At 71.9% G+C, this 12,946-nt stretch carries 10 protein-coding genes; 6 read left to right on the plus strand and 4 right to left on the minus strand.

All coding sequences use genetic code 11. The features are described from left to right. Positions 1-2,051, plus strand: a 2,051-nt coding sequence (locus tag ADY01_RS08650) for an alpha/beta hydrolase family protein (protein WP_049568485.1), incomplete at its 5' end; no start/stop codon positions are given. A 75-nt stretch (positions 2,052-2,126) separates the two neighbouring features. On the opposite strand, the gene ADY01_RS08655 is transcribed toward ADY01_RS08650, so the two are convergent. After that, positions 2,127-2,945 (minus strand): transporter substrate-binding domain-containing protein, encoded by an 819-nt coding sequence (locus ADY01_RS08655; RefSeq protein WP_049568413.1) that lies wholly within the window; start codon positions 2,943-2,945, stop codon positions 2,127-2,129. Positions 2,946-3,131: 186 nt separating this feature from the next. Here ADY01_RS08655 and ADY01_RS08660 point away from each other — a divergent pair, with 186 nt between their 5' ends. Then, a complete protein-coding gene (locus ADY01_RS08660; RefSeq protein WP_049568416.1) occupies positions 3,132-4,100 on the plus strand; it encodes a D-2-hydroxyacid dehydrogenase family protein in 969 nt (322 codons plus the stop codon). Between the two features lie 4 nt (positions 4,101-4,104). Here the strand turns inward: ADY01_RS08660 and ADY01_RS08665 are convergent, their stop codons facing one another. Beyond that, positions 4,105-4,923 carry a LysR family substrate-binding domain-containing protein gene (locus tag ADY01_RS08665; RefSeq protein WP_078900109.1) on the minus strand — a complete coding sequence of 273 codons (819 nt, stop codon included), beginning with the start codon at positions 4,921-4,923 and terminating at the stop codon, positions 4,105-4,107. Between the two features lie 59 nt (positions 4,924-4,982). Here ADY01_RS08665 and ADY01_RS08670 point away from each other — a divergent pair, with 59 nt between their 5' ends. Beyond that, positions 4,983-5,387 carry a DUF5997 family protein gene (locus ADY01_RS08670; RefSeq protein WP_049568423.1) on the plus strand — a complete coding sequence of 135 codons (405 nt, stop codon included), beginning with the start codon at positions 4,983-4,985 and terminating at the stop codon, positions 5,385-5,387. Positions 5,388-5,450: 63 nt separating this feature from the next. Here the strand turns inward: ADY01_RS08670 and ADY01_RS08675 are convergent, their stop codons facing one another. Further along, entirely contained in the window at positions 5,451-6,752 is a 1,302-nt protein-coding gene (locus tag ADY01_RS08675; protein ID WP_049568427.1) for a hypothetical protein, read from the minus strand. A gap of 385 nt (positions 6,753-7,137) precedes the next feature. Here ADY01_RS08675 and ADY01_RS08680 point away from each other — a divergent pair, with 385 nt between their 5' ends. Together ADY01_RS08680 and wrbA are read left to right on the plus strand one after the other, a co-directional pair. Next, a complete protein-coding gene (locus ADY01_RS08680; protein ID WP_049568430.1) occupies positions 7,138-7,512 on the plus strand; it encodes a DoxX family protein in 375 nt (124 codons plus the stop codon). A gap of 44 nt (positions 7,513-7,556) precedes the next feature. Then, positions 7,557-8,168 carry an NAD(P)H:quinone oxidoreductase gene (gene wrbA, locus ADY01_RS08685; RefSeq protein WP_107081676.1) on the plus strand — a complete coding sequence of 204 codons (612 nt, stop codon included), beginning with the start codon at positions 7,557-7,559 and terminating at the stop codon, positions 8,166-8,168. 760 nt (positions 8,169-8,928) lie between these two features. Here the strand turns inward: wrbA and ADY01_RS08690 are convergent. Next, on the minus strand, positions 8,929-9,120 hold the full coding sequence (locus ADY01_RS08690) for a hypothetical protein (protein WP_107081675.1): 192 nt from the start codon (positions 9,118-9,120) through the stop codon (positions 8,929-8,931). A 2,857-nt stretch (positions 9,121-11,977) separates the two neighbouring features. Here ADY01_RS08690 and ADY01_RS08695 point away from each other — a divergent pair. Next, positions 11,978-12,451 carry a carboxymuconolactone decarboxylase family protein gene (locus tag ADY01_RS08695; protein WP_049568492.1) on the plus strand — a complete coding sequence of 158 codons (474 nt, stop codon included), beginning with the start codon at positions 11,978-11,980 and terminating at the stop codon, positions 12,449-12,451. The last annotated feature ends 495 nt before the right edge of the window (positions 12,452-12,946 follow it).

Consider the following 12,946-nt stretch of genomic DNA (forward strand, 5'->3'; position numbering starts at 1 on the left):
CCTCCTCTGCTCCCGCCACCCCGTTTCACGATCTCGACTCCTTCGTCGCCCTGCCCCGCGTGGGCGGGCTGGCCCTCTCCCGCGACGGCCGCCGCCTGGTGGTCGCCGCCGCCACCCTCGACGCCGACCGCACCCGCTACGTGTCCGCCCTGTGGGAGGTGGACCCGGAGGGCGAACGGCCGGCCCGGCCGCTGACCCGCGGCGACAAGGGCGCCTCGGGGCCGGTGTTCACCCCCTCCGGCGACCTGCTGTTCATCTCCGCGCGGCCGGGCCCCGGCGCCTCCGAGGACCGGGACGCCCCCGCGCTGTGGGTGCAGCCGGCCGGTGGCGGCGACGCCCGGGTGATCGCCTCCCCGCCGGGCGGCGTGGAGAACGCGCTGGTCAGCGACTCGGGAACGCTGCTGCTCGCCGCCGGGCTGCTGCCCTCGGCCACCGACCCGAAGCACGACGCGGCGCTGCGCGAGGCCCGCAAGAAGGCCAAGGTCACCGCGATCCTGCACGAGGACCCCCAGGTTCGGCTCTGGGACCACGACCTCGGCCCGGCCGCCACCCGCCTCCTCGCCGCCGACCTGCCGGACGACCTGGCCACCACCGACGGGACCCCCGAGGCCCGCGACATCACCGGGCACGTCGGCCGCGCGCTGCACGACGACGGCGGCTGGGACATAGCCCCCGACGGCCGAACGGTCGTGGCCTCCTGGGTCGTTCCCGAGCCGAACGGATCGCAGCGGTTCGCCCTGGTGGCGATCGACGTGGCGACCGGCACCCGCAGGACGCTCGTCGACGACCCGAGCCTCGACCACGAGGCGCCCCGCCTCTCGCCCGACGGGAGCCGGGCGGCCATGGCCGTCAACCGCCGGTTCAGCCCCGAGGACCCGGGCGACACGTGGCTGGTCCTCGTGGACGTCGCGAGCGGCGAGGCCCGCGACCTGACCGCCGGCTGGGACCGCATGCCGGGCACCCCCACCTGGACCCCCGACGGCACGGCCCTGGTCGTGGCCGCCGACGACGGGGGCCGCTCCCCGCTGTGGCGGGTGGACGCGGAGACCGGCGAGGTGACCCGGCTGACCCCGGACGACGGCGCCTACACCGATCCGCGCGTCTCGCCCGACGGCCGCTGGGTCTACGCCGTGCGCTCCGCCATGGACAGCCCGCCCGCCCCCGTGCGCGTCCCGCTGGACGGCGGCGGCCCGTTCCAGCCGCTGCCGGGGCCCGCCGAGGCGCTGGGCCGCCCGGCCACGCTCCCGGGACGGCTGACCGAGGTCACCACCACCGCCGCGGACGGCACCCCGCTGCGGGCGTGGCTCTCGTTGCCCGAGGACGCCTCCCCCGAGCGGCCCGCGCCGCTGCTGCTGTGGATCCACGGGGGCCCCATCGCCTCCACCAACGCCTGGTCGTGGCGGTGGAACCAGTGGCTCGCCGTCGCCCGGGGGTACGCCGTGCTCCAGCCCGACCCCGCGCTGTCCACCGGCTACGGCGTCGACTTCATCCGCCGCGGCTGGGGCGAGTGGGGCGGCGCGCCCTACACCGACCTGATGAGCGTCACCGACGAGGCGGAACGGCGCCCCGACATCGACGCGACCCGGGTCGGCGCGATGGGCGGCTCGTACGGCGGCTACATGGCCAACTGGGTGGCCGGGCACACCGACCGCTTCGGCGCGATCGTCACCCACGCCTCCCTGTGGACCCTCGAACACGCCGTCCGCGTCAGCGACTACGCCTACGCCTTCGCCGACGAGTTCACGCCGGAGATCGCGGAGGCGAACTCACCGCACCTCTTCCTCGACGAGATCCGCACGCCGCTGCTGGTGATCCACGGCGACAAGGACTACCGGGTCCCGCTCGGCGAGGCCCTGCGCCTGTGGGCCGACCTCCACGCCAAGGACGGCACGGCGGACGGCACCACCTCGCACAAGTTCCTCTACTTCCCCGACGAGAACCACTGGGTGCTGACGCCCAACCACGCCAAGGTCTGGTACGAAACGGTGTTCGCCTTCCTGGCCCAGCACCTCCTCGGCGAGGACTGGCGACGCCCCACCCTCCTCGGCTGACCCCGCCCGACCCCGGGGCCACCGCGCCCCGGGGTCCGCGGTCCGCGGTCCGGGTCCGGGGTCCGGGCCCCGGCGTCAGTCCAGCCAGTCGTCCTCGTACCCGGCGTAGGTGCCGTCGTTGAGGGCGAGATGGAGCCACTGGTCGACGTACTCCTTGAACTCCTCGTCGCCGCGCGGCAGCAGGTACGCCTTCTCGGCGAAGGTGAACGGGTCGTCGGGGTTCACCGCGCAGAGCTCCGGGTGGAGCGAGGACTGGTAACGGGTCTCGCTGGCGTCCGTGATCATGACGTCGGCCCGGCCGGCCAGGATCTCGTCGAAGATCGTGGTGTTGTCGGGGTGGGGGACGACCGTGGCCTCGTCGATGTTCTCCTGGACGAACCGCTCGTTCGTCCCTCCCGGGTTGACGATGACCCGCACGCCCGGCCGGTCGATCTCCTCCAGCGTCCGGTACCGCTCCGCGTCCTCGCAGCGGACGATCGGCGCCTTGCCGTCGACGAGATAGGGCACGCTGAAGTACGCCTCCCGCGCCCGGTCCAGGGTCACCGAGACGCCGCCCATGGAGAGGTCGCACGCGCCGCCGGTCAGGTCGTCGAGCAGCTCCCCCCAGGTCGTCGGCACGAAGTCCACCTCGACGGCCAGGCTGTCGGCGAGGTTCTCGGCCATGTCGATGTCGATGCCCTCGTAGGCGCCGGTCTCCCGTTCCCGATGGCTGAACGGCCGGTAGTCCCCGGTGGTGCAGACCCGCAGCACGCCCCGCGCCCGCACCTGGTCCAGCAGCGTGCGTTCGGACGGTGGCCCCCCGGGCCGGTCCCCGGCCGTGGCGACGACGGTGGTGCCGGCCGCGGCGGTGGCCAGGGCGACGGTGAGGGCGGGCAGGGCGGTGCGACGGCGCATGGGGCTCTCGCTTCCGGTGCGGGGGCGTGGGGCGCGTGGTGGCCGGGGACATCATGACGCGAGCGCCGCCTCCGCGGACCCCTCCGGAGTGGGAGCATGCGGCGGGGACCCGCCGGGCCCCGCGTTCGTGAGCCGTGAGCCGTGAGCCATGGGCCGTGAGCCATGAGCCATGAGGAGGAGTGAGGGATGTCGGAGACGAAGCTGCGGTGCGCGGTCCTCGACGACTACCAGGGCGTGGCCACGGCCATGGCCGACTGGTCGCCGGTGAGTGACCGGGTGGAGGTGGTCGGTTTCGCCGAGCACCTCGCCACGGAGGACGAACGGGCGGAGGCGCTCGCCGCGTTCGAGATCGTCGTCACGCTGCGCGAGCGGGTCCCGTTCCCCGCGTCGCTGCTCGACCGGCTGCCGAGGCTGAGGCTGCTGGTCGCCTCCGGCATGCGGAACTCCGTGATCGACTACGCCGCGGCCGAGCGGCGCGGCGTGACGGTCTGCGGCACGGCCGGCTCCCCGACGCCGCCCGTCGAACTGACCTGGGCGCTCATCCTCGGGCTGGCCCGCGGCCTGGTGGCCGAGAACACCGCGCTGCGCACCGGCGGCCCCTGGCAGAGCACCGTCGGCGCGGACCTGCACGGCCGGCGCCTGGGGCTGCTCGGGCTCGGAAGGATCGGCGGCCGGGTGGCCAGGGTCGGGCTCGCCTTCGGCATGGAGGTCACGGCCTGGAGCCAGAACCTCACCGAGCGGCGGGCCGAGGAGGTCGGCGTGGCACGCGCCGCCTCCAAGGAGGAACTGCTCGGCACCGGGGACGTGGTCTCCGTCCACCTCGCGCTGAGCGACCGGACCCGCGGACTGATCGGCGCGTCCGAACTGGCCCTGCTGAAGCCGACCGCCTATCTGGTCAACACCTCCAGGGCCGCCATCGTGGACCAGGACGCGCTCGCCGACGTCCTGCGCCGCGGCGCCATCGCCGGGGCGGGCCTCGACGTGTTCGACACGGAGCCCCTCCCGGCCGGCCACCCGATGCGCACCCTGCCCCGCCTGCTGGCCACCCCGCACCTGGGCTACGTCTCCGAGGGGAACTACCGCACGTTCTACGGCGACGCCGTCGAGGACATCGCGGCGTTCCTCGCGGGCTCGCCGGTCCGCCGGCTCGGCTGACCGGCTACGACCGGCGGCGGGGCTTGCCGCGCTTGCCGGCCTTGCCTCCCTTGGGGCCGCCGGAACCGCCCCGTGGGCTCTTCCCGGCCGACTTCCCGGCGGACTTCGCCGCGGACTTCCCAGCGGACTTCCCGGCCGACTTCCCGGTCGGGGGCGTCCTCTGCCGCGCGTCGCCCGGATCGGGGCGCTTGCGCTTCGGCTGGGGCGGGGTCGGGCGCCCGCGCGAGCTGTTGACCGTCCGCCCGCGGACGATCCCGATGAACTGCTCCACCAACTCGGTGGTCGCGTCCTCCCGCCACGACAGCGCGACGCGGGACTCGGGGGCGTCCGGGACGGGCCGGTAGGTGAGGTCCCTGCGGTGGTGCAGGCGGGCGAGCGACTGCGGGACGAGCAGCAACCCCACCCCCGCCGCGACCAGTTCGACGGCGTCCGCCGTCGTGGCGGGGCGCTCGTTCGCCGGCCGTCCCGGGCGGCGCTCCCAGGCGAGGGTGTCGTCGAGGGGGTGCAGCACGACCTCGTCGGCGAGATCCTCGGCCGACACCTCGTCGACCGCCGCCACGACGTGGTCCTTCGGGACCACGACCACCGTCGTCTCGGTGTAGAGGGGGATCACGCTGAGGTCCGTCCGGTCGATCGGCAACCGCAGGAAACCCGCCTCGGCGCCGCCGCCCCGCAACGCGTCGGCCGCCTCCGCGGTGGACACCGCGATCAGGGTCAGGGGGACCTCGGGCAGCCGCTCGTTCCAGATCCGCACCCACTTGGCCGGCGTCACGCCCGGGACATACCCGAGACGGAACGAGGGGGGCGCATCCGAGCCTGTCACGACGCCAGGCTATCCGGTCGTGGTCGGGGGCATCGCGGGCGCTCGTTACCCTGGACACCATGACGTCGCACCGGACCGCCCAGACGATGAAGCCCGCGACCGCGGCGAAGAAGCTGGGTGTGTACCTCCAAGCCACGCCCGCGGAGTTCCAGGAGGGCGTCGTCTCGCGTTCCGAACTGGACGCGCTCCAGGCCGATCCGCCGGAGTGGCTGCTGGATCTGCGACGCGACGGCCCGCATCCCCGGCCGGTGGTCGCGGCCAGGCTCGGCGTCTCCATCGCCGGTCTCGCGCGCGGAGGGGTCACCGAGGCCCTCACCACCGAGGAGATCCAGGCGTTGAGAGAGGACCTTCCCGAGTGGCTCCAGCGGGAACGCGCCACCCAGGCCGAGGTCCGGAAGGAAGCGGCGCGTATCAGGGAGAAGAACGCGGCACGGGACGACGAACCGCGCCGGCCGCGCTCCTGACCCTCCTCCCCCCGGCCACCCGGCGGTGAACGGTTCGTCCGGTCCGTCGTCGGTGGCGGGTCCTCAGGCGAAGAGAAGGGCGAGCGCGAGATCCTCCGCGCAGTCGATGTAGCCGTCCTCGTCCGCGCACAGCAGCAGCCCCGCCTCCGCGGCGTCCGCAGCGGCGGCGGTCTCGCCGACATGGACGGTCACATGGGGCCCGGCGGTGTCGTTGGGGCCCGGTCCGACGAAGGTGCTCTCGTAGGTCCAGGAGACGCGGACCGTTCCCTCGACGAGGAGGGTCGCCGGCCGGTCGCCCGTGGCCACCGTCACCTCCGTGCGGGGCGCCAGCGCGGCCCGGACGGGGGCGAGGTCGGCCTCGTCCGCCCCCAGCGCGAAGACGGGGCCGTACTGGAGGTACCGCAGGGTCGCCGTGTGCGTCTCTTCGGCGTGCTGCTCGCCGAGCAGGGCGCCGTTGCGCTCCGCGATCCGCTCCACGGCCTTCGCCCCCTCGGCGATCAGTCCACGCACCTCGTGCCACTCCTGGTACGCGGGCTCGGGCACGCGGCTGGTGGAATCGGTGAGGTACGCGCTCTCCTCCTCGCTCTGCAGGGTGGAGTAGCGATGGTGGTCGAGGGCGCAGCCCCGGCGGTCGGCGGCGAAGCCGCGGGCGTGCTCGGACTCCATCCAGGCGCGGCCCGAGGCGGCGGAGAGGAAACGCGCGAGGTCGTTCCTGGCCGCGCGGGTCAGCCCGTTCCATTTCCCGACCGCCTTCAGCCGTTCCTCCCGGGGAAGCGTGAGGACGGAGCGCGCGAACTGCGTGGCCGCGGCCAGAGGCTGGTGGAGCTCGCCGTCGTTGACGGTGACGTACGCCTCCCCCCGGCAGGTCAGCAGGTGGATCTCCGACGCCGGGTAACGGCCCAGGACCCCGCGGCAGTGGTGCTCGGGCCCGTCCCGGCAGGTGTCGGGGGCCTCGCACAGGCGCACCGGCCCCGGGAGCAGGGCGCTTCCGACGACGACGTGGAGCCCGCGGCCTTTCGGGCGGTTGATCGACAGCGACCAGGCCATCTCCGAGTCCGACAGCACGTTCAGGGAGCAGTTGTCGATCGGCTCGCCGGCCGTGAGGGTCTCGACGACGCCCGTGCCCGGGTTGAGCAGGGCGTCCAGGACGTTGGAGTCCGGCAGTTCGGTGCCCCAGGTGGTGTGGTGGTACACCGTGGTGCCGGTCGGGACGAAGGTGGTGGGGCCTTCGCCGTCGGAGTGGCCTTCGACGTAGACCGGTCCGTCGTCGGTCCCGGTGCCGTCGTCGGTGCCGGTCCCGGCGCCGGTCGCGCCCTCGGATCCGTCCTCGGTGTCGTCCTGCGTGGGCACGGGGTACTGGAACACGGCCGGGCTCCTTCACTGCTGAGGGGCGCCGCCGGCGGAACCGGAGGCGCGGGGCCGGCGCCCGTCGCGCGGGCGTGCGGACGTCTACCGCACGCCGCAGCCGAGCACCGGCCCTCACACCCTGACAGCGCCGTCGGCCCGGCGGGCGCGATGGCGCCGAAGTAGTACCAACGCCGGACCGGTCGAGGCATCAACGGGCGGATGCGCTTCGCCCGCCGACGAACGAGGTCGGCGGGCCACCTCACATTACGAGGGGTCGCGTCGTCGTACTGCTGACAGGATCGGCTGCTCCCCCGGCCCGCTCGGCCGCCCTCACGCGGGACTCCCGATCGCCACTCACGACTTCGAAACGGGAGTCGCTCACCACCCCGCGTGGAGGACCATCGTGGACACCGCTCTGTGGATCGTCGCGGGCGTGCTGGCCGTAGCGTTCCTGGCCAGTGGCGCCGGGAAGGTGGCACGGTCCAAGGAGAAGCTGGCCGCCTCGGGCTTCGACTGGGTTGAGGACTTCGGCGCCGGTGCCATCAAGGCCATCGGTGTCCTCGAAATGCTGGCCGCGGTCGGCCTGATCCTGCCCGCCACGTTCGACATCGCGCCGGTGCTGGTGCCGCTGGCCGCCTCCGGCCTGGTGTTGCTGATGGCGGGGGCGGTGGTCGTGCACTGCCGCCGCAAGGAGGCGATGGGGATCGTGGTGAGCGCGGTCCTGGTCGCCGTGCCCGGCTTCGTGGCGTGGGGCCGCTTCGGCCCCCACTCCTTCTGACGCGGCACGGCGTCCTCTCCCCACCCGGCGAAGGAGGGAAACAGATCATGGAACCCGTGAACGTCGCCATCATCTACTACAGCTCCACCGGTACCGTTCACGCCCTGGCGCAGGCCGTCGCCGAGGGCGCGGAGAAGGCCGGCGCGCGCGTGCGGCTGCGCAGGGTCGCCGAGACGGCGCCGCCGGAGGCGGTCGACTCCAATCCGGCCTGGGCGCGGCACCTCCAGGACGCCGCCGAGATCGCCGAGGCCGGCCTCGACGACCTGGACTGGGCCGATGCGACGCTGTTCGGCAGCCCCACCCGCTTCGGCAACCCGTCCAGCCAGCTCAGGGCGTTCATCGACACCACCAGCCCCCTGTGGCAGGAGGGCAGGCTCGCGGACAAGGTGTACTCGGCGTTCACCGCCTCGGGCACGGCCCACGGCGGGCAGGAGTCCACCATCCTGGCGCTGGCGAACACGTTCTACCACTGGGGCGGCATCATCGTGCCCCCCGGCTACACCGACCCGGTGCAGTTCCAGACGGGCAACCCCTACGGCACCTCCCACGTGGCCGGCGAGGGGCCGCCCGGCGAGGTGGTCCTGAGGGCCGCCCACCATCAGGGGCGCCGCGTCGTGGAGGTCGCGGCGGCACTCAAGGCCGGCCGTGCCGCCTGAGCCGGTACGGCGTCCGCCCTATCCTCCCTTTTCTCGCACGTACGGGAACAAGGAGATCCCCTCCCTCTCCGAAGAACTCCGGAAGGAGTGGAGACATTCGAATGCCTGTTCGTGGCGCTTTGGCCCTCTGCTCAGGCCCGCCTTCTCCTCTCCTATCCGCAGGAAACGCGCGAGTACCGTCAGCGCGCGCCAGGACGGCGGGTGAACGTCGCGATGTTGCGATGGCGATGACCGGTGTCCCCGGGCGAGGCGGGCAATGCGGTGGCCCCGGTCCGGTCGATACCGTGAAAGCGGGACGGGGATGGAGGATGTGCTTCCCGGGCGCTTTATCGCCCGGTGTTCAGGGCCCCGGATATCGTCCCGTCACCTTCGGTCGGGGATCGAGGTGATGGTGATGGAGGTATGTCGATGGCGTGTGATGGGGTGTGAAGGCGGTGCGACCGGCTCCCGGCGACGGTCGCCGGAGGGGGCCGACGGGAGGTGGCCTCGCGTCGGCTCATGGAGGTGGGTGCAGCCGGTGCCCGGTCGGCCGGTAGGAGAATGCGGGCGATGGTTCCGGCATTGGCCGCGAATATCGCGGGGATGGCCGGTGGGGAGACGGTCGTGGCCGGTGGCATCGCCACCTGAGGGGTGAGCACCGGCCACGGTCCCGAGCCACTTCGGTGGCAACCCCGTGGGAGGCGCGCATACGGTGTGCCGGCGGCGGCGACCCGATGTTGTCCCATCGGGCCGATACCGCGGGTCATTACGCCGATGAAGGCTAGCGCTCCTCTTTGGCTAACTGGTCGAGGGTGGTCGTGACATCGTCCGGGTGGTAATAGGCGCGGCCGACATGGGTGTAACGGCGCCATCCGTGCTGATGGGCGTAACGGTAGACAGTGCCCTTAGGGATACGCCAGACGGTGGCAATGTCGTCGGCTGTCAGACCCGCCGTCGCGGCTTCCAGTTTCAAGCACTTTCTCCTTGCCTTCTTCGTATCTGACGGGCGAGCGTAGTCCACCAAGTGGCCGGCCACGTGTGGGCGGGGGAGATCGTGCACATGATTTCGGACGGAAGGGGGTCACCGTGAGGGCGGATGTGAGCGAACAGCTCTCCATCGCATTCGCCGTCGGGGCAGCAGCCGATGTGCACACGTCGGACGCTGTTGGGATACGCGATGTTCCGTGCGCTTCGGGCGAGGTCTCGAATCTCGTCCACCATATCGCCGGCGGCAGGATGGCGAGTCAGCCACTCAATGTGGCGACAGAGGAATCGAGAGAGCGCTGGGATGTCTCGGTCCGGTGGCTGCATCCGGCGTTCATCGGCGACAAGGCCGGCCCAGGATGCCAGGACGGTTCGAATGGCCGACCGTATCTCGGCGGCCGCGGGGTTCATCGAGTCGGTAGTGGCGCTTTTTCGAGGGGCTTTCCGTATCACGCGTACTAATTCCGGACCTGCGACTCGGTTGCAGTCGGAGTACAGCGCGGGTAAGTTGAGGAGATCATTCACGAGACGGTCCCGGCATACCATGCACAGGAACCATCCGTTACCAGCTCTGCCTGGCCCCTCTCCCGCATTCCCGTTCCGTGCGCTGCGGCACGATGCGGCTTGACATAGCTCGGCTCTTACCAAGATTTCCCCCTCCAGCGTGTTGTCCTCGGCTGGTCAACCGAGGATTCGTGCTGTGCGCCGCCCCCTGACGCGCGGGAGGATGCGCGGGACGCTAGCGGGACTGTGATCGGATCGTACAACCGCCGCAAGCTCGCTGTGCGTAGAAGGCTGGTCCACGATCTTCGAGACCGACAGCACTCGTCAAGAGGGTCACGACATCCGTCACTGAGCGTGCCGCACGCGTATGTCTCCGTGACCTCACCCCATCGCCCTCGCTGACGGTATGCGGAGTTTTCATGTGAATGGACCGCTCAGTTACGGACGTTGACGGACGGCCGTGATGTGTCAGCCGGGCCGGCGCGGGGGGAAAGATCACGCCACGTCGCGGCGGGCGTCGCCACCGGAAAAGCCCTCCCGGGCGGGCGGGAGCCCTCCGCGTTTTCCCCGCGTCAAGGGCGTGTGCCATGCGGGAGAGGACGCTCGCTCGCTCGCTTGTCCGGCGCGGTTTCCCGGGGGAATCGGCGCGGGGAACCGGCGCGGCCCGACCGATGCGCGGCGGGCGTCGATCGAGCCGCCGCCGCCGGGTCGGACACCGTAATCGGGCTCGACCGGCGGCGGCCTTTCGCGCGGCGCGCTTTCCGGGCTGTGGTCGCGCACGGCGGGCCGCGAGGGCGGCCCCGCGCCCGGCCGGACGGGATTCCGGCCGGCGGGGAATCCGCGCGGAGCGGCGTTTCTTTTCCTGGAGTGGAGGGCGGCCGTGCCCGAGCGACTCCGGTCGGCACGGCGACGGTGAAGTCGACGACGCGTCGGAGAATCCGCCTCCCCGGGGACGGGGACACGGGTGACGGACGACGGCGTCGTCGATTCGGTGGACCGGCCGGAGGGGAGCGCCTTCTCCGGGAAGGGTTATCGGCTAGGGCCTGCCTCTCGCGGGCAGGGATCGGGGGCGCCCCTTCCGCGATTCCCTTCCGGATGAACCGTCCGGGCTTCCGGCGCGGGGACCGGAGGCATACCCTTCGACGGAATGGCGAATGCCGGGTTTAGCAGGGCTTAAGGGAAATTTTGTTTCCCGTCGGCCGAACAAACCGGGTGTCCGAGCGTCGATCGGCGCACGGCGCGGGACGCGCCGTCGGCCCCGAGATCGCGGGTGCGGAATCGTGGCACCGTTTTCCATGAGCACTTCGCATGGGCCGGGGCGTCGTATGGCGGTTCAGCGACCGCGAGAGCCGCGCGTGCCCCGAGGCGGCGATCGAGGAAACCTCGGATCGCGTTCCGCATAGCGGGGGACCGTGACCATGGACGTCGCGCCTCGGGTGTGCGGTAGGGCGAAAGCGGGCTCGCCGAAAGGCGCGCCCGGTCCCCGAGGGAATGGGGGGCCAGAGCGTTGCCGCGGTGGAGCGGGAATCCCCCGACCACCTTCCGTCCCTATCTCCTCATTCCCGATAACGGGCGGCGCGGTCGCCGGGATCCGTCGGGCGCCGGTCGACCCGCCGACGCCGACTGCCGCGGCTTCCGCGGTGGCCCGGGACGCCGATGTCCTTTCTCGCTTTCCGGACGGCGCATTCGCCATGGCCGTGATCTCCGGTGGCCTTCGAGAAGTCCCTCTTCCCGCGCCCCGACGCGCGATCACGATCGCGCCGGTCGCTCCACCGTTGATGCTTGAACCCTCAAACAACTATTCGCGTGGACCGGGCCCGCTGATGTGGCCAGAAGCGGAGGGAATCCCTCCGGCGATCGGTTATGCGCGCCGTTAGGGATCGTGTGCTCGGATGGGATCGAAACCGAGGCCATCTCCGATTCTCCGTGATCAGCGTTTTCTGTGGACGTGCGAATCTCTCCCACAGTCGCGCTGGTGAACATCGCGAGACGGCCCGCGGGGCGAGCGCTCACGGGGGCGCGGGGGCGCGCACGCCGTATTTCCCGCGTCGCAAGACGCCCTTGTGGGGGGCTGATTGCTATAGCTACCGTCGAAACGACCGGACCGGCGGTGAACGGAACCGGATAGTTCTTCCCCGGATCCTCGGGCCGACCGGGGAAAGGTTCCACGCGTCGGGGCCGGGCCCGAGGGCGCGTCGGCGGCCGGTTCCGAGCGTCGTCGCGCACGGTCCATGCGCCCGCTCCGCGGAAAGAGACGTACATCACATTTGGTTTCCCGTCACATCTCGCCGAGCCGTTCCGTTCGAGGTGTGCAACCACCGGCAATGGGAGAGGCGCTCACCATGGATGCTCGCTTGAACCTTTTCGGCAACCCGGACGTAGGCAAGATCCTCAAGCACTTCACCTCGGCGGGAAAGGTGGTCGCAGACTCGGCGCTCCCGGCCGCGACGCAGCAGCTGGTGCTGCTTCGTGCCAGTCAGATCAACGGCTGCGGCTTCTGCGTCGACATGCACGGCAAGGACGCCGCCCACGCCGGGGAGACCACGGTGCGCCTCAACCTGGTCGCGGCCTGGCGGGAGGCCACGGTCTTCACCGACGCCGAGCGCGCCGCTCTGGACCTGACGGAGCAGGGCACCCGCATCGCCGACGCGGCCGGTGGGGTCACGGACGAGACCTGGGCGAACGCCGCCAAGCACTACGACGAGGGGCAACTCGCCGCCCTGGTCTCCCTCATCGCCATCATCAACGCCTTCAACCGCATGAACGTCATGATCAAGCAGCCCGCCGGCACCTACCAGCCCGGCAGCCTCGGATGACGAGGACGCCCCGGCCGTGAGAGCCGCTGCCCTCTCGCACCGCGTGAGAAGGACAGCCCTCGGCTGTGCCACGGCGGTGAGGGCCGGATGCCGCTGGGCGAGGATCGGCGCGCGCGGGGGTGGCGTGCTGCGCGGAGGGCCACGGCGGCCTCGCCGACCGCGTACACCTCCGGAGGCGACGTGGAGCGCGGTGCCCGCATCCTCGGCATCGAAGAGGCCCACGCCCGCCAGCCGTTCAGCCGGGCGCGGGCCCATGGCGGCGCCCGGCCGCCGGCCACGCTCGCCACGACCGACCGACCGACCGCGCCGCGGCGGCGAGTTGCGCCGTCGCGACGGTCAACGAGGAACCGGCGATCCCGATGCGGGAGGCGGGCCGGCTCACCGTCGTCATCGTGCCCGAGCTCGGCGCGGACGGCAGCGTCACCGCCGTCCGCGCGGTGCTGAACCCGGACGAACTCGCCCTCACCGCAGCCCAGTTGGCGCCCGTCCGGGTCC

It is taken from the genome of Streptomyces sp. SBT349 (assembly GCF_001083795.1).
Classification (GTDB): domain Bacteria; phylum Actinomycetota; class Actinomycetes; order Streptomycetales; family Streptomycetaceae; genus Streptomyces.

Excerpts from the sequence above, each read along its gene's own strand:
- ADY01_RS08660 (WP_049568416.1), top strand. The coding sequence starts at position 3,132 with ATGTCGGAGACGAAGCTGCGGTGCGCGGTCCTCGACGACTACCAGGGC.
- ADY01_RS08655 (WP_049568413.1), bottom strand. The coding sequence starts at position 2,945 with ATGCGCCGTCGCACCGCCCTGCCCGCCCTCACCGTCGCCCTGGCCACC.
- ADY01_RS08670 (WP_049568423.1), top strand. The coding sequence starts at position 4,983 with ATGACGTCGCACCGGACCGCCCAGACGATGAAGCCCGCGACCGCGGCG.
- ADY01_RS08695 (WP_049568492.1), top strand. The coding sequence starts at position 11,978 with ATGGATGCTCGCTTGAACCTTTTCGGCAACCCGGACGTAGGCAAGATC.